Below are 16340 nucleotides of genomic sequence, written 5' to 3'. Positions count from 1 at the left end.
CTGACTTTTTCGCCGTCACCCGCAGCGTGGTTAGCACGGTATGTGTTAAATGATTGTATGTAAAAGTAATGTTAATTAGTTAAATGTTATTCATGCGTAAAATGCATTAATGGATGCGTTTATTACGCTTATTTCGTTCCCGGTTCTGTTTCAGTCTTCAGCAACAGGCGCGCGACAACGCGTGGATAACAAACTGGAGACCTGCATGCATTCGACAACCTCACTGATGAGTACCCGTGACCGGATCGGCGCCATCCTGCGCGTCACGTCCGGTAACTTTCTCGAACAGTTCGACTTTTTCCTGTTCGGGTTTTATGCCACCTACATCGCACATACCTTTTTTCCGGCGAGCAGTGAATTCGCCTCGCTGATGATGACCTTCGCGGTCTTTGGCGCCGGCTTTTTGATGCGCCCCATCGGCGCTATCGTGCTTGGCGCCTACATCGACAAGGTGGGGCGGCGCAAGGGGCTGATCGTCACCCTGTCGATCATGGCCACCGGCACCTTCCTGATCGTGCTGATCCCCTCTTACCAGACCATTGGCCTGTGGGCGCCGCTGCTGGTGCTGATCGGCCGTCTGCTGCAGGGCTTTTCCGCTGGCGCCGAGCTGGGCGGGGTGTCGGTCTATCTGGCCGAGATCGCCACGCCGGGCCGCAAAGGCTTTTACACCAGCTGGCAGTCGGGTAGTCAGCAGGTTGCCATTATGGTGGCGGCCGCGATGGGCTTTGCCCTCAATGCGGTGCTGGAGCAGAGCGCCATCAGCGACTGGGGCTGGCGCATTCCGTTCGTCTTCGGCTGCCTGATCGTTCCGTTCATTTTCATCCTGCGCCGTAAGCTGGAGGAGACCCAGGAGTTTACCGCCCGCCGCCATCATCTGGCGATGCGCCAGGTGTTCGCCACGCTGCTGGCGAACTGGCAGGTGGTTATCGCCGGGATGATGATGGTGGCGATGACCACCACCGCGTTCTACCTGATCACCGTCTATGCGCCGACCTTTGGTAAAAAGGTGCTGATGCTCAGCGCCTCTGACAGCCTGCTGGTTACGCTGCTGGTGGCGATTTCCAACTTCTTCTGGCTGCCGGTGGGCGGGGCGCTGTCTGACCGCTTTGGCCGCCGGCCGGTGCTGATTGCCATGACCCTGCTGGCGCTGGCTACCGCCTGGCCTGCACTGACCCTGCTGGCGAACGCGCCGAGCTTTTTGATGATGCTGAGCGTGCTGCTGTGGCTGTCGTTTATCTACGGCATGTACAACGGGGCGATGATCCCGGCGCTGACCGAAATTATGCCTGCCGAAGTGCGCGTGGCAGGTTTCTCGCTGGCCTACAGCCTGGCGACGGCGGTATTTGGCGGCTTCACGCCGGTGATTTCCACGGCGCTGATCGAGTATACCGGTGATAAAGCGTCTCCCGGCTACTGGATGAGCTTTGCCGCCATCTGCGGCCTGCTGGCCACTTGCTACCTCTATCGCCGTAGCGCCGTTGCGCTGCAGACGGCACGTTAATCAGGGAGAAGATGATGCGTAAAACGACAGGAACACTGCTGGCCACGCTGCTGCTGGCCGCCACCGGCGGCAGCGCGCTGGCCGCAGAGGTCACCGTGATGATCTCCGGCGGCTTCAAAGCGGCGCTGGAAAAGCTGGCCCCGGCGTGGGAAAAACAAACTGGCAACCACCTCGTGGTGATCCCCGGCCCGTCGATGGGGAAAACGCCGCAGGCGATCCCTAACCGCCTGGCGCGGGGCGAACACGCGGACGTGGTGATTATGGTCGGGGATGCGCTAACCAGCCTCGAAAAAGCGGGCCGTACGCAACCGGGTTCGCGTCGGGAGCTGGCCGACTCGCCGATCGGCGTGGTGGTGAAGGCGGGGGCGCCGCTGCCGGCTATCCATAGCGCAGACCAGCTGCGGGCGACGCTGCTGGCGGCGCCGTCGGTCGCGTACTCCGACAGCGCCAGCGGACGCTATGTTAGCTCGACGCTGTTCCACACCCTGGGCATTGATGACGCGATGCAGAGCAAAGCGCAGATGGTGGAGCGCATTCCGGTAGCCTCGGAAGTGGCGAAGGGACGGTATGCGATCGGTTTTCAGCAGGTGAGCGAACTGCTGCCGGTACCCGGCGTGACCTTCGTTGGCGAACTGCCGGATAACCTGCAGTACATCACCCGCTTTGCCGGGGCGGTGACTATCAGCGCCGACCACCCGCAGGAAGGCAAGGCGCTGCTGGCGTATCTGGCCTCACCGGCGGCGCAGGAGACCATCCACGCCACCGGCATGCGAAGCGTGGCCGCCACCACGCCGGTCAGCCAGAAGGATACTGTTCAATAATCAGCTTCTCCAGCTCTGCCGCCACGTAGGACTGAATACGGCCGCTGAGGCGGATCAGGCCTACCGTGCGCGTGACCACCGGGTCAGTGAGCGGCACAGCGCGGAGAACGGAATGCTCCCCGGCGGGCATCGACATCGCGGGCACGGCGGCAATGCCGATGCCCGCTTCCACCATCCCCAGCATCGTGGTGACGTGGCGGGTTTCGCAGATACTTGGCCGCGCCGGCGTCAGATGCGCCAGCTCCCGGTCGAGCAGCGTCCGGTTGCCCGAGACCCGATCCAGGCCAATATAATCCTGTTCAAAATACGCCTGCCAGCTGAGGTGCGTCTTGCGCGCCAGCGGATGATCGTACCGACAGGCGGCCACATAGCGGTCGTCGGCAAGAGGCGTGAATTCGAGACTGGCTGGCAGGTTTTTGGCAAAACAGAGGCCAAAGTCAGCCTGTCCGCTGCTGACGGCCTCGATCACATTCCCGACGCTGCTGTCAATCAACCGGATGCGCACCTGGGGATAACGCGCCTGAAAGCTGCGGATGATTTCCGGCATAAAGTAGTAGGCGGCGGAGGGCACCGTCGCCACCGTCACCAGCCCGGTGCGCGCCTTGCTGACCTGGCTGATATCCGCCAGCACCGTCTCGACATGGGCCAGCAGTTGCTCCGAACGTTCGGCAAAATTTTGCCCATACAGCGTGAGGGTCACCCGCCGGGTGGTACGTTCGAACAGCCGGTTGCCCAGCGCCGTCTCCAGCTTTTCGATGCGTCGGCTAAGGGCCGACTGCGACAGGCAGATGGATTCAGCGGCCAGCCGAAAACTGCCATATTCCATCAGGGCGCGAAAGGCGTAGAGATCGTTGAAGTCAAAATTCACGGGCATGGCGGCGGCATCCTTATCGGCTGTCTGGCGCCATCGCCCCGTCCGGCGAGGGGCGATGGCGGGTAGTCTATCGGGCAGGTCTTCGGGCGCGCGGGAAACCGCGCGCCGGGGCTTACACCTTAAGCAGTTTTACCGTGGCATCGATATCGATTTCGTCTTCCGAGAAGATCAGGGTTGTCCCCTGAAAGGTGGTGATCGCCAGCTTTTTCACCGAACGCATCTCTCCCGGCTGCACTGTGGATTTTGGCCGGATGCTGTTCATCAGCAGCCCGACCGACAGCACCGCGTTTTCTTTATCGACGCGGGTCTCGACCGGCTCCTCCTCATGGTACACCACATAGGATTTGATGGAGGTCAGCTTCAGCCGCTCGCCGGCGATATAGATATATTTGCTCTCCGGAATGACCTTCACCGCGTAGGCCGACAGCCCTTTATTGTTGGTGGTAGGTTCGAAAGTCACCGCCGCGTCTTTCTTGATAAGATCAGGATTGGCGACCTTAATCACGTGAAAATAACGATTTTCGCCGTTTTCATCTTTGATAAATCCAAAACCTTTATCTTTAAACCACGTTGTGATTGTTCCGTTCATCGCCATTACCGTTCTTACTCGTTGGTTAACTCAAATTTTGCAGCGCGCAGTGTAAAGCACATTGCCTGTGCAGGCCATGCCTTTGCGATAAGTGTGGGTGATAAATGACGCCGCCGCGAGGGCGGATTGTGCGCCAGCATCGTGCCGGCGGCCAAAATGGGGTACTATCGCCAGCCACTCCTACTTCGGGCCGCCTGATGTCCACCATTATCGATACCTTTGTCGCGCCGCCGTGCCGCGAACAGATCACCCTCTTGTATCAGGACGAACACCTGCTGTTGATCAATAAACCCGCCGGGCTGCTGAGCCTGTCGGGCAAAGATCCGCGCAACCTTGACTCCGTGCATCACCGGCTGGTTCAGCGCTTTCCGGGCTGCACCCTGGTGCACCGCCTGGACTTCGGTACCTCCGGTCTGATGGTGGTGGCCCGCAACAAGGGCATTAACGCCTTGCTGTGCCAGCAGTTCAGCCAGCGCACGGTGGACAAGGTCTATACGGCGCTGTTGTGCGGCCATCTGGCGGAAGATGAGGGGATAGTGGAGGCGGCGATCGCCAAAGATCCGGCCCGTTTCCCGCGCATGTCATTGTGCGCCCGGCACGGCAAACCGGCGCGTTCGCGCTATCGGGTCATTGACCGCCTGTATCAGTCACGGGATGGGGAGAGGGCGCTGGCGTTAACCCGGGTGGCGCTTACCCCGGAGACCGGGCGCACCCATCAGCTGCGCATCCACTGCCAGCTGCTGGGCTATCCGATCCTTGGCTGCGATTTGTACGGTGGCCGGGAGCTGCCCGGCACGGAACAGGCTCCGCGGCTGATGCTGCACGCCAGCGAACTGCGCTTTGTCCACCCCGTCAGCCATGAGCCGATGCATATCCAGCAGGCGAGCCCGTTCTGATCGCCCGCGGCGAGAGAACCGGGGTTACCACATCAGATCGTCGGGCACCTTAAAGTCGGCGTACGGATCGTCTTCATCCTGCTCATCCTGACTCAGGGCGCTGTGCAACACGATGCTGCTGGCGTCGCGCTGGGCGATTTTCTCGGCCACCACCGCCGGAATAATCGCATATTCACCTTCGGGCTTGTTATCCACCGCCAGGCGGGCAATCGCCAGACGGCCGTTAATCAGCTGGGTCTGGGTGATCTTGTCGACCATGATTTTTTTGATCAGATTATTATCGGTGAAGTTAAAGCCGATATCGCCCCGGGCGACCGTAATGCGGTTCATCTCGATCAGCTGCTTCACCTGGGCTTTATACTCTTTCGCCAGCACCGCCTGCTTTTGCTGCTCGCTGAGCTGCTTATCGCGCTCCAGCTGAGCTTTTTTATTTTCTTCCACCGCTTCCCGGGCCTCACGGGCCTGAACGCGGGATTTTTTCGCCGTCCTCTGGACTTTAGCCATTTTTTTGCTGCTGACCAGGCCGGCTTTGAGCATCTGCTCTTGTAAGGTGAGTTTTGTCATCTGCGTGTCTGAAACTGAGGAAACATCTGCCAAGTATACCTGCATTGGCCGAAACGACGCCAGACTACCCACTGTTCGTTACCCCGATTAGCCTGACAGCCCCCCGCCGAAGCCGCGTTAACCCAGCCTCGCAGGCCCATCTTTCCCGTCCCCGGCGAAGGATCGTCGCCACCATTTTTGGCATGTCGACGATCCTTTTTTGTGATGGATTGTCTTTTTTGTGATCTGGATTGTAGTACAATTTTTATTAATAGTACTACTATGTGTCACAGGCAAGGATGAACAGGTTCACGTTTGTACTACCAGACTGGGTGGAAACGCGCTGAACGGAGTAAAGTAACCGGGCATAACCCCGTTAAGGACACGCTATGAACCTGACTAAAACCGATCGGCTGATGGTGACCCTGGGCCGCCAGATTGTGAGCGGCAAATATCTTCCCGGCGCGGCGCTGCCGGCGGAGGCTGACCTGTGCGAGGAGTTTGCCACCTCCCGCAACATCATCCGCGAAGTCTTTCGCTCGCTGGAGGCGAAGCGCTTGATTGAGATGAAACGCTATCGCGGCGCCTTCGTCGCGCCGCGCAGCCAGTGGAATTTCCTCGACAGCGACGTATTGCAATGGGCGCTGGAACAGGATGAAGACCCGGGGCTCATCGCGGCGATGAGCGAAGTGCGTAATCTGGTGGAGCCGGCGATAGCCCGCTGGGCGGCAGAGCGGGCCACCTCCAGCGATCTGGCGCAGATTGAGGCGGCGCTGAATGACATGATCGCCAACAACCAGCAGCGCGATGCCTTTAATGAAGCCGACATTCGCTATCACGAAGCGGTGCTGGCGTCAGTGCATAACCCGGTGCTGCAGCAGCTCAGCGTGGCGATTAGCTCGCTGCAGCGCGCGATATTTGAACGGACCTGGATGGGGGATGAGGCCAACATGCCGCAAACGCTCCAGGAACATAAAGCGCTGTTCGATGCGATTCGCCATCAGGACAGCAACGCGGCAGAGCAGGCGGCGCTCACCATGATCGCCAGCTCGACACGAAGACTGAAGGAAATCACATGACATCTCGCTACATCGCTGTTGACTGGGGATCGACCAATTTTCGCGCCTGGCTGTTTGAGGGCGAACGCTGCCTCGACAGCCGACAGTCGGCGGCGGGGATCACCCGCCTGAACGGTCAATCGCCGGCAGCGGTGTTAGCGACACAAATCCATGGCTGGCGCGAGGGGCGTACCCCAGTGGTCATGGCGGGAATGGTAGGCAGCAACGTGGGCTGGAAGAACGCGCCCTATTTACCGCTTCCCGCCGATTTCACGGCCATTGGCAACCAGTTGACCGCCGTAGATGAAGGGATCTGGATTGTCCCCGGGCTTTGCACTTCCCGCGAAGACCACCACAACGTCATGCGCGGCGAAGAGACACAGCTCCTCGGCGCACGCCTGCTGGCCCCTGCGGCGGTGTACGTCATGCCCGGCACCCATTGCAAATGGGTCAAAACCGACGGCCGGCGGATTGAGGACTTTCGCACGGTGATGACCGGCGAACTGCACCATCTGCTGCTGACGCACTCCCTGATCGGTGCGGGATTACCCGAGCAGCAGGCTGCGCCGGCGGCGTTTCACGCCGGGCTGGCGCGCGGCCTGGCCGCGCCCGCGGTGTTGCCACAGCTTTTTGAGACCCGCGCCGCGCACCTGTTGGGGGCGCTGGCCCGGGAGCAGGTGAGCGAGTATCTATCCGGCCTGTTAATTGGCGCGGAGGTGGCCAGCATGCGCGCCTTCATTGCCGACGAACAGGCTATCGCGATCGTTGCCGGCCCGTCCCTCTCCGCGCGCTATCAGCAGGCATTTCAGCTGCTGGGCCGCCAGGTGACGACAGTGTCGGGCGACGATGCCTTTCTGGCTGGTATAAGGAGCATCGTACATGCAGTGGCAAACCTCACTTCCGCTGATCGCTATTCTGCGCGGCATCACCCCTGACGAGGCGCTGGCGCACGTCGGCGCGGCGATCGCCGCCGGGTTCGACACCGTGGAGATCCCGCTCAATTCACCGCAATGGCAGCAGAGCATCCCGGCCGTGGTCGGGGCCTACGGCGCGCAGGCGCTGATTGGCGCCGGAACGGTGCTGCAGGAAGCGCAGGTCGATCGGCTGGCGCAGCTTGGGGCGCGGCTGGTGGTGACCCCCAATGTGCAGCCGGCGGTGATCCGCCGGGCCGTTGGGCACGGGATGACCGTCTGCGCCGGCTGCGCGACGGCAAGCGAGGCGTTTACCGCGCTGGAAGCCGGGGCGCAGGCGCTGAAGATTTTTCCCTCTTCGGCGTTTGGCCCCGACTACATCAGGGCGCTGAAAGCGGTTTTGCCCGCGTCGGTGCCGGTATTTGCCGTCGGCGGCGTCACGCCGGAAAACCTGGCGCAATGGATCGAGGCCGGTTGTGCGGGCGCGGGGCTGGGCAGCGATCTCTATCGCGCCGGTCAGCCGGTAGCGCGGACCGCAGAGCAGGCCGCCGCATTTGTTAGGGCGTATCAAGAGGCTGTGAAATGAAAATAACCAAACTGACCACCTGGCGTTTACCCCCGCGCTGGATGTTCCTCAAGATTGAAACCGACGAGGGGATAGTCGGCTGGGGCGAGCCGATCGTCGAAGGCCGGGCGCGCACCGTGGAGGCGGCGGTACATGAGCTGGGGGACTATCTGATTGGCCAGGATCCGGCACGGATCAACGATCTGTGGCAGGTCATGTACCGCGCTGGCTTTTATCGCGGCGGGCCGATCCTGATGAGCGCGATCGCCGGTATTGACCAGGCGCTGTGGGACATCAAAGGGAAGGCGTTGAATGCGCCGGTCTGGCAGCTGCTGGGTGGCCTGGTGCGCGATAAAATCAAAGCCTACAGCTGGGTGGGAGGAGACAGGCCTGCCGAGGTCATTTCCGGGATTAACACGCTGCGCGGTATGGGGTTTGATACCTTCAAACTCAACGGCTGTCAGGAAATGGGGATGATTGACAGTTCGCGCACGGTGGATGCGGCGGTGAACACGGTGGCGCAGATCCGCGAAGCATTTGGTAACGACATTGAATTTGGCCTCGATTTTCATGGCCGCGTCAGCGCGCCGATGGCGAAACTGCTGATTAAAGAGCTGGAACCCTATCGGCCGCTGTTTATCGAAGAGCCGGTGCTGGCCGAGCAGGCGGAGTACTACCCGCGGCTGGCGGCGCAAACCGCGATCCCGCTGGCCGCCGGCGAGCGCATGTTCTCGCGCTTTGAGTTCAAGCGGGTGCTGGAGGCCGGCGGCCTGGCTATTTTGCAGCCCGATCTCTCTCACGCTGGCGGCATCACCGAATGCTTCAAAATCGCCGGTATGGCGGAAGCGGCGGACGTGTCGCTGGCTCCGCACTGCCCGTTAGGCCCCATCGCGCTGGCCGCCTGTCTGCACGTAGACTTTGTTTCCTACAACGCTGTCTTCCAGGAGCAGAGCATGGGGATCCACTATAACCAGGGCGCCGAGTTACTCGACTTCGTGAAAAACAAAGCCGATTTCAATATGGAGGGGGGGTACTTTAAGCCGTTAATGAAGCCGGGGCTGGGGGTCGATATCGACGAAGAGAAAGTGATTGAGATGAGCCGACGCGCTCCTGACTGGCGGAACCCCGTCTGGCGCCTTGCCGATGGCGTGGTCGCCGAGTGGTAGTCCCCGGTTAATACCTGCTGCGATTCTTAATATCAATCTTTGCCTGGCGCGGGCGGTCTTCCCCTGCCCGAGGCAAAGTCATGGGGTTATTATTATGAGCATTGAACTCTGTACTTCTACATTAAAAAAGCTAAACAGCAAAATCATCCCCTTTATTATTATCTGCTATTTTGTCGCCAATCTTGATAAAACCAATATTTCAATTGCCGCGCTGCAAATGAACGCCGATCTGGGATTAACGGCCAGCATGTACGGCCTTGGGGTCGGCATGTTTTATATTTCCTATATTATTTTCGAAATTCCCAGCAACCTGATCATGACCCGGGTGGGGGCGCGGATCTGGATCGCCAGAATAATGATCACCTGGGGAATGGTGAGCGCCGGCATGGCGTTCGTCCAGACGCCGACCCAGCTTTATATTATGCGTTTTTTACTCGGCATGGCGGAGGCGGGATTCACCCCAGGGATTATTTACTATATCTCCTGCTGGTTTCCGAAGCGCAACCGGGCGCGGGCGATGTCGTTCTTTTATATGGGATCGGTGCTGGCGTCGATCATCGGGCTGCCCGTCTCGGGGCTGATTTTAAATATGCATGGCATTGCCGATGTCGCCGGCTGGCGCTGGTTGTTCGCCATTGAAGGCGTTCCCGCCATCGTGCTGGGGGCGCTGGTGCTCTGGCTGCTACCTTCCAGCCCGCAAAAGGCGGCCTGGCTCTCTGAGGCGGAGAAAGGCTGGCTGACGGCGCAGATTGCCGCTGATAACCGCGGCGCGGTAGTTAATCAACACGCCTCCTGGTTCAGTGCGCTGAAAAATAAAGTGGTACTCCTGCTGAGTCTGGTCTGGTTTCTGCAGGCGTTCGGCTCCATCGGCATCACGCTTTTCTTACCGCTGATCCTCAAAAGTATGGCCAGCGAGCAGAGCGATGTGGTTATTAGTCTGCTGTCCGCGGTGCCGTTTATTTTCGCCTGCCTGTTTATGTACCTCAATGGCCGTCATTCGGATCTGACCGGCGAGCGGGCGTGGCATATGGGGCTGCCGCTGATTCTGGCCGGTCTCTCGCTGGCTGTCGCCATCTATGCCGGCAACCTGCTGGTTGCCTATCTGCTGCTGGTGCTCACCGTGGGCTTTAATTTCGCGCTAACGCCGGTGTTCTGGGCGGTGACCACCGAGAAGCTGGCGGGCGTGGCGGCCGCGGCCTCCATTGCATTTATCAACACCATCGCCAATTTTGTCGGCTTAGGCTTGCCGCCGCTGCTCGGGAAGATTAAGGACCTGACCAACAGCTATCACTCCGGACTGCTGATCGTCGCCGTGGCGCTGGCCCTTGGCGGGATTATCGGCATCATCGTCTCCCGGAGCGGCCAGAAACCCTCCGCCTTCCACACTCTGAAAGAAGATAAGCTATGAAACTGAACGTGTTAAAACAGGCGTCGCTCCCGGATGCCCTGACTGCGGAACTGGCGCGACGCTATCACCTCGTGGAGCTGACCGCACTCACTGACGCCGACTTTCGCGCGCTGGCCGGCACCTTTACCGTGCTCATCACCAACGGCGAAGCCACCGTGACGCGAGCGCTGATCGCCAGCCTGCCCGCGCTGGAGCTGATCGCCGTCTTTGGCGTCGGCTATGAAGGCGTGGATGTGCAGGCGGCTGCAGAGCACCAGGTGCGGGTCAGCCATACGCCGGGGGTGTTAACCGACGATGTGGCGGATCTGGCGCTGGGCCTGATGCTGGCGACCTCGCGGCAGATCGTCGCCGCCCACAAGTTTATCGAAGCGGGCGAGTGGGCGGCGGGCGGTTTTCCGTGGACGCAAAAAGTCTCCGGTTCGCGGGTCGGCATCGTGGGCATGGGGCGCATCGGCCAGGCCATCGCCCGGCGCTGCGAGGGGTTCGCCATGCAGATTGCTTATCATGACCGCAAGCGTCTCCCGGCGCTAAATTATGCCTGGCGGGAAGATCTGCTGACCCTGGCCGCGGAGAGTGATTTTCTGGTTATCTGCACGCCGGGAACGGCGGCAAACCAGGGGCTCATTAACCAGCCGGTGCTGGCGGCGCTGGGGGAGAAAGGGATCCTCATCAATATCTCGCGCGGCAGCGTGATTGATGAGCCCGCGCTGGTTGCCGCGCTGGAGAGCGGGATTATCGCCGGGGCGGGGCTGGATGTCTTCAGCCATGAACCGGCGGTACCGGCCGGGCTGCTGCAGCGCAGTAATGTGGTCGTCACACCGCATATGGCCAGCGCCACCTGGAGTACCCGCGCGGCGATGGCGCAACTGGTGCTCGATAACGTTGCCTGCTGGGCTGAGAAGAAGGCGCTGGTGACTCCAGTGGCGGAAAGCCTGGCGGACTGACCGCAAAGCCGTGAACGCGCTGGGCTGCTGTATTGTACAGCGCGTTCGCGGCGGGGATTACTCCCGGGGCTGAAGCTGATAAATCCAGGCGCTGACCTGTTGTCCATCGTCGGTGGTCACCTCCACCGGCACCCGATCGTACCCCTCCTCAAAGTCGTCCAGCATGGGCCAGTGCGCCGCCAGACGATCGGACAGGAACAGATAGCCGTTGACCCGTCGCCCGTGAGCGTTGAGGACGATCCCCGGAAAATCGGCGGCTGCGCCCCAGCCGCGCGCGTAAAAGGTGCCGGTGACGTAGCCGGGACGCCACTCGCCCCCGATCGCCTCCAGAATGTGCGCATTGCTGCGACCGGGACAGAGCGTCCCATAGACAAATAGCGGTTTCATTTTCTCTCTCTCGTTCGCCCTGATACCCGCCCACAGCGGAGCGGAAAACCAAAATACGGGGTAATTCAGCGCCTGGCAATGGCCGGGTGGGGCGGGGCACTCCTCCGGGCATCTCTCTGATGCCGGGGGAGGCTTTGGCCTCGGCGCTAATGAAGCTATATCGATTGCGATGATATTTTTATTATTATTTATATTTAAGATCAATATAAATAAGCCTGACGGAGAGACTAATTCGCTAATTAACATTCAATGGGGAAATAATAAAACGATAGCTTATGGAATATTCCTTCTCAATGGATTAAACAAGAGCCATAAAAGCAGCCGTAGGTTGAATTCAGATATTATTTAGGGCCAGGCGTTACCTCCCCTGGCTTTTTCGCTTTATGATAAACCTCCCTTGTACAAAGAATACCATCTGACTTCTAAACCCTCGCGGGCAGAGTTGATATTTCCTTTCCCTGAAGCGGCAGGCAATAAATCGAGCCGAACGACGTTCGGGAGAAAAACCGCTAGTGATGAACAGGCCAGAGCAAAGGCAGAGGCTGAGGCGAACGTACGGCGGATGAAGGATATCCGACCGGGCATTTGGTCCTGTCTGCAGACAGATGAAAGCGAAAGGCACAGGAGGTGCAATGAAGATTTTCCGCCCATTATGGCGCGACGGGGCTTTTCTGGTCCCGCAGCAGTTTCAGCAACAGGCTCGCTGGGATGCGCACGTCGCCGATACGGTCTCCCGCATGGCGCTCGCCCACCCGTGGGGGGTATTGCGCGCGGAGTTTGACGCCAGCGCGCTCACCCTTTCCCGGCTCAACGCCACCCGGCTGATCGTTCGTTTCGCCGACGGAACGCTGATTGACACCGAGCTGGCGGATACTCTGCCACCGGTCTGTGATGTATCGGGCGTGATGCTGGACAGCGTGGAGGTTGTGCTTGCTCTGCCGCTGCTCAGCGCCAGCGGCGGCAATCTTGATGACGGCCAGGAGAGCGCCCGCCCGCGCCGCTGGCGCGCCGAGCAGGTGACCGTGCAGGAGCTGGCCGGCCATGAACGCAGCGAGCTGGCCGTCCTGCGGCACGCGCTGACGCTGCGTCTCTCCACCGAAGAAAACGCGGCCTTCCTTACCTGCCCGGTAGCGCGTCTGGTGCGCGACGCCCAGGGACAGTGGATCGTTGACCCGGAATTCATCCCGCCGCTGCTGTCGCTGGCGGCAAGCCCGACGCTGGTCAGCGAGCTGGGCGAGCTGTTACATCGCCTGCAGGCCCGACGCAGACGCCTGATGGCCATGCGCCGTGAAAGCAATGCGCGGATGGCTGATTTTGCCGTGGCGGATGTTTCCCTGTTCTGGCTGCTCAACGCGCTGAACAGCGCCGAGCCGGTGCTCAGCGAGCTGCATCAGGACCCTTCGCGCCATCCGGAGCTGCTCTATCGTGAACTGGCCAGGCTGGCCGGCAGTCTGCTGACTTTCTCCCTTGAACATCATCTGGAAGCAATCCCCCGCTACCGGCATGCCTCGCCAGAGCAGGTATTCCCGCCGCTGTTTGCCCTGCTGGATACGCTGCTCGAAGTCAGCCTGCCCTCAAGGGTGATCGCCATCGCTCTGGAGCAGGGCGCCGACCGGGAGATCTGGCGGGGCAGGCTACACGATGCGCGACTGCGCGAGGGGGCGGATTTTTATCTGTCGGTGCGCTCTTCACTCCCCCCTCACCAGCTACAGAGCCGCTTTCCGCAGCTCTGTAAGGCGGGTAGCCATGATGATGTCGCCGAGGTCGTCAACATTGCCCTCAGCGGCATCGCGATCAAACCGCTGAGCCACGTGCCGGCGGCGATTCCGCTACGTCTGGAAAACCAATATTTCGCTCTGGATCTCTCCACCGATGCCGCCCGCGCGATGCTGGAGGCCGGCAACTGCACCTTCTATACCCCGGAATCGCTTGGCGACGTGAAACTTGAACTCTTTGCGGTACTGCGCTCATGAATACCTCTGAAAGCGATCTGATCAACAAAACTTTTTACCCGGGCTGGCTGATGGTCAGCCAGTTACGCTGCGGCCAGCCGGTGACCGATGGCGAGGCGCTCTATCGTCAGGCCTGTCGATGGGTGACCGAGGCGCGCGAGGCGCTGACGGCGGCAGGAATCAGTGACACCAGCGCTGAGCAGATGCTCTATGCCTACTGCGCGCTGCTGGATGAGAGCGTCCTCAACCGCGCCAGTCAGGATGATGGCTACCGCAGGTGGCGCAAGGATCCGCTGCAGGCGCGTTTTTTCAGCACTCTCAACGCCGGGGAAGAGCTCTGGGAACGGATCCGCCAGCTGCTGCGAGAGCCCACGGCGGATGCGGCAGTGCTGACTTGTTTCTATCGTACTTTGCAACTGGGGTTTGTCGGGCAGTACCGCGCCCAGGATGACGAACGGCGTGAGGACGTGGCGCATGCGCTTGGCGCGCGGGTCCCGCCGTTCAGCCTGACCCAGGAGGCGCCGGTGGTGGTTCGTGCCTCCCGGCTGCGCAGCGGACGGCGGATGTACTGGTGCGGCTGGGCGGTTGGCATTGTGGCGCTGGCCGCGCTGTGGTTGACCTTCTCCGCCGTGCTGTCACAGATGGTGGCGAAGATAGCAGGGCAGGGATAAGAGATGCGTGATAACGCCCGTCGTCTGCTTACGCTACTGACCGTCATCCTGGCCCTGTGGCTGGTGCTGGGCTTCTGGCCGCTGTCCATCGGCAACCAGGTGATCGTCAGTCTGTGCATCCTGCTGGCGGGCGGCGCGGCGCTCTGGCGTCAGCGTCGCCGGGCAGTCAGCCGTCAGCGATCGGAAATCGTCCTGCCGCCCGAGGATTTTCAGGGGGCGGTGGTTCTGGTCTGCGGGGATACCGACAGTCTGTTTCCCGGGCGTTCGGCGCACTGCGAAACCCGTCACGGCTGGTATCTACGGGGAGACAGCGCGGAGCAGTTGCCGCTGCTGGCGCAGTACCTGGCGGCGGCGCGTCCGGCGCTGGTATCGCAGGTTTCCGTGCTGCTGGCGGTGGTACCGGAGCACCACCCCTCCGGGGAGCAACTGGCGCAGTCGCTGCGCGACTGGCGACGGAGTATCGTTCAGTGCCGAACCTGGCTAAACGGTCTGCCGCCGGTGTGGAGCGTGTTCTGGGTGACGCCGCCTGGCGGCCAGGCAGGGGAAAGCCGCTGGTTTACCGTCACGCCGGAGAGGCCTGGTCTCCAGGTGCAGCAGAAGGGGCAAGCGCCCCAGTCGGTTGCCGAGTGGCAGCGGGAGGGCAGCCCTGCCTCACGCCTGCATCAGACGCTGTGGCTGGAGAGCATTCTGACCTTGGCCGAAAACGCTCTTTTCCGGCCATTCCGCGCCCGGCAGGCGGAACTTCCTCCGCTGAACCTGTGTGCCGCGGGCATCTGCCTGACACCGATGGTAGCGGCGGCAAATAACCTCTGGCAACAGCAAATCGCCGGGATCACCACGCTCTCCCCGGGCAACGCCGCGGCGCCAGGTCCTCACCCGCTGCCGGATCTTCTTCTGTCGTCACTGCCGCACCGCCACGGGGTCAGCCGCCGGATGCGCGATGCCGGTCTTGCCGCTGGCGTGGGCTTCCTCTTTCTGGCGCTGGCGATGCTGGCTTCCTTTATCAACAACCAGCGCCTGGTGCGCAGCGTCGGCGATCATCTGGCGGTGTACTACCGCCTCAGCGGCACGCCGCCGATGCCGAAGCTGCAGGCGCAGCAGCGTCTGCGTACCGACAGCCGCCAGCTGGATGACTGGCTGCGCCGGGGAGAGCCGTTGCGTTACCGGCTGGGGCTGTATCAGGGGATGCAGCTGATCCCCTTCGTGGAAGCCGCTATCAATGACTGGGCGCCGCCCCCGCCGCCGCGTCCGGTCATTAAGCAGGTTGTGCAGGGGCCGCAGACGATCCGCCTCGATAGCATGGCGCTGTTCGATACCGGCAAATCGACGCTGAAACCGGGTTCGACAAAGCTGCTGGTGAACTCGCTGCTGGGCATTAAGGCCAAACCCGGCTGGCTGATCGTGGTGGCAGGCCATACCGACAGCATCGGCAACGATAAATCCAATCAACAACTCTCCCTGAAGCGTGCCGAGGCGGTCCGCGACTGGATGCGCGATACCGGCGATGTGCCGGAGAGTTGTTTTGCGGTGCAGGGCTACGGCGCAAGTCGTCCTGTCGCCAGCAACGAGACGCCAGACGGGCGGGCGCAAAATCGCCGGGTGGAGATCAGTCTGGTCCCGCAGAAGGACGCCTGTCTGACGCCGGGCACGGCTAATACGTCAGGAGCCGGGGCTGACGCCTTAAAAAACGAAACCGAGTAACCCGCGAACCCGATCGCGGACGTTGAACAACAACATTATGCCTGCCTGACCCTGTGCGCTACGGGTTCCTGATAAACAGGAAACAGCGATGGGCGGTAGCGTGCCTGCAGCCAGTCAATCTTGTCGGCAAAGCGGGGCCTCTGCGGGGATGAAGCGCAGGAAAGGGGATGGATAAAGGAGATCAGCATGGATAGCGCTAAGGACAGTGCCAGAGAAATGCTGGCGGCGATAAACGTTGAAGGTTCCGGTTTCTGGCTGCTTTTTTTATTTCTCAGTCAGTGAATATAAATATCTCTGGGGTTTCCTTTTAGTTATGAAATTCCTGGTGGGGTATCTGAGATATCGATATGCAC

General features: G+C 60.8%; 16 protein-coding genes and 1 pseudogene. 13 read left to right on the top strand and 4 right to left on the bottom strand.

Annotated features, from left to right (window positions below):
• Window positions 1-205 precede the first annotated feature (205 nt).
• Together FHW76_RS01295 and FHW76_RS01290 are read left to right on the top strand one after the other, a co-directional pair.
• Complete coding sequence (locus FHW76_RS01295; RefSeq protein ID WP_032432118.1) at window positions 206-1501, top strand: MFS transporter; 1296 nt, start codon at window positions 206-208, stop codon at window positions 1499-1501.
• Between the two features lie 11 nt (window positions 1502-1512).
• Complete coding sequence (locus FHW76_RS01290) at window positions 1513-2322, top strand: substrate-binding domain-containing protein (RefSeq protein WP_008804347.1); 810 nt, start codon at window positions 1513-1515, stop codon at window positions 2320-2322.
• Here the strand turns inward: FHW76_RS01290 and FHW76_RS01285 are convergent.
• Entirely contained in the window at window positions 2297-3196 is a 900-nt protein-coding gene (locus FHW76_RS01285) for a LysR family transcriptional regulator (RefSeq protein ID WP_008804348.1), read from the bottom strand. The two genes, FHW76_RS01290 and FHW76_RS01285, sit on opposite strands and share 26 nt — an antisense overlap.
• A gap of 112 nt (window positions 3197-3308) precedes the next feature.
• The gene (locus FHW76_RS01280) at window positions 3309-3791 is read right to left on the bottom strand and encodes a cold-shock protein (RefSeq protein WP_012541308.1); all 483 of its coding nucleotides are present in this window, start codon (window positions 3789-3791) and stop codon (window positions 3309-3311) included.
• Window positions 3792-3982: 191 nt separating this feature from the next.
• On the opposite strand from FHW76_RS01280, the gene FHW76_RS01275 reads away from it, so the two are divergent.
• Window positions 3983-4681 carry an RluA family pseudouridine synthase gene (locus tag FHW76_RS01275; RefSeq protein WP_070612255.1) on the top strand — a complete coding sequence of 233 codons (699 nt, stop codon included), beginning with the start codon at window positions 3983-3985 and terminating at the stop codon, window positions 4679-4681.
• Between the two features lie 24 nt (window positions 4682-4705).
• On the opposite strand, the gene FHW76_RS01270 is transcribed toward FHW76_RS01275, so the two are convergent.
• Window positions 4706-5245 carry a DUF2058 domain-containing protein gene (locus FHW76_RS01270; RefSeq protein ID WP_044613699.1) on the bottom strand — a complete coding sequence of 180 codons (540 nt, stop codon included), beginning with the start codon at window positions 5243-5245 and terminating at the stop codon, window positions 4706-4708.
• A 368-nt stretch (window positions 5246-5613) separates the two neighbouring features.
• On the opposite strand from FHW76_RS01270, the gene dgoR reads away from it, so the two are divergent.
• The 6 genes from dgoR (at window position 5614) to FHW76_RS01240 (ending at window position 11276) form a co-directional block, all read left to right on the top strand.
• Window positions 5614-6303, top strand: a complete 690-nt coding sequence (gene dgoR / locus FHW76_RS01265) for a D-galactonate utilization transcriptional regulator DgoR (protein ID WP_022066201.1) — start codon at window positions 5614-5616, stop codon at window positions 6301-6303.
• Window positions 6300-7217, top strand: a complete 918-nt coding sequence (locus tag FHW76_RS01260) for a 2-dehydro-3-deoxygalactonokinase (RefSeq protein WP_183476161.1) — start codon at window positions 6300-6302, stop codon at window positions 7215-7217. The genes dgoR and FHW76_RS01260 overlap by 4 nt, the downstream gene beginning before the upstream one ends.
• The gene (locus tag FHW76_RS01255; RefSeq protein WP_012967806.1) at window positions 7162-7779 is read left to right on the top strand and encodes a 2-dehydro-3-deoxy-6-phosphogalactonate aldolase; all 618 of its coding nucleotides are present in this window, start codon (window positions 7162-7164) and stop codon (window positions 7777-7779) included. Before FHW76_RS01260 ends, FHW76_RS01255 begins: the two co-directional genes overlap by 56 nt.
• Window positions 7776-8924: a galactonate dehydratase gene (gene dgoD, locus FHW76_RS01250; protein ID WP_110209363.1), complete on the top strand. Its 1149-nt coding sequence runs from the start codon at window positions 7776-7778 to the stop codon at window positions 8922-8924. Before FHW76_RS01255 ends, dgoD begins: the two co-directional genes overlap by 4 nt.
• Window positions 8925-9018: 94 nt before the next feature.
• Complete coding sequence (locus tag FHW76_RS01245) at window positions 9019-10332, top strand: MFS transporter (protein ID WP_043875087.1); 1314 nt, start codon at window positions 9019-9021, stop codon at window positions 10330-10332.
• Complete coding sequence (locus FHW76_RS01240) at window positions 10329-11276, top strand: 2-hydroxyacid dehydrogenase (protein WP_110209362.1); 948 nt, start codon at window positions 10329-10331, stop codon at window positions 11274-11276. Before FHW76_RS01245 ends, FHW76_RS01240 begins: the two co-directional genes overlap by 4 nt.
• Window positions 11277-11333: 57 nt before the next feature.
• On the opposite strand, the gene FHW76_RS01235 is transcribed toward FHW76_RS01240, so the two are convergent.
• The gene (locus FHW76_RS01235) at window positions 11334-11663 is read right to left on the bottom strand and encodes a gamma-glutamylcyclotransferase family protein (RefSeq protein ID WP_183476158.1); all 330 of its coding nucleotides are present in this window, start codon (window positions 11661-11663) and stop codon (window positions 11334-11336) included.
• 632 nt (window positions 11664-12295) lie between these two features.
• On the opposite strand from FHW76_RS01235, the gene tssK reads away from it, so the two are divergent.
• The 4 genes and pseudogenes from tssK (at window position 12296) to FHW76_RS01215 (ending at window position 16298) form a co-directional block, all read left to right on the top strand.
• Window positions 12296-13636, top strand: coding sequence for a type VI secretion system baseplate subunit TssK (gene tssK, locus FHW76_RS01230; RefSeq protein ID WP_110209361.1), 1341 nt, complete (start codon window positions 12296-12298; stop codon window positions 13634-13636).
• Window positions 13633-14286: a type VI secretion system protein TssL, short form gene (gene tssL, locus FHW76_RS01225; RefSeq protein WP_012541320.1), complete on the top strand. Its 654-nt coding sequence runs from the start codon at window positions 13633-13635 to the stop codon at window positions 14284-14286. The genes tssK and tssL overlap by 4 nt, the downstream gene beginning before the upstream one ends.
• Before the next feature lie 3 nt (window positions 14287-14289).
• Complete coding sequence (locus FHW76_RS01220; RefSeq protein ID WP_110209360.1) at window positions 14290-15987, top strand: OmpA family protein; 1698 nt, start codon at window positions 14290-14292, stop codon at window positions 15985-15987.
• 186 nt (window positions 15988-16173) lie between these two features.
• A pseudogene (locus FHW76_RS01215) lies at window positions 16174-16298 on the top strand (hypothetical protein).
• Window positions 16299-16340: the final 42 nt, after the last annotated feature.

The sequence above is a fragment of the Klebsiella sp. RC2 genome (assembly GCF_014192815.1).
Classification (GTDB): Bacteria; Pseudomonadota; Gammaproteobacteria; order Enterobacterales; family Enterobacteriaceae; genus Klebsiella; species Klebsiella variicola.
This window is presented reverse-complemented; position numbering and strand designations above follow the sequence as displayed.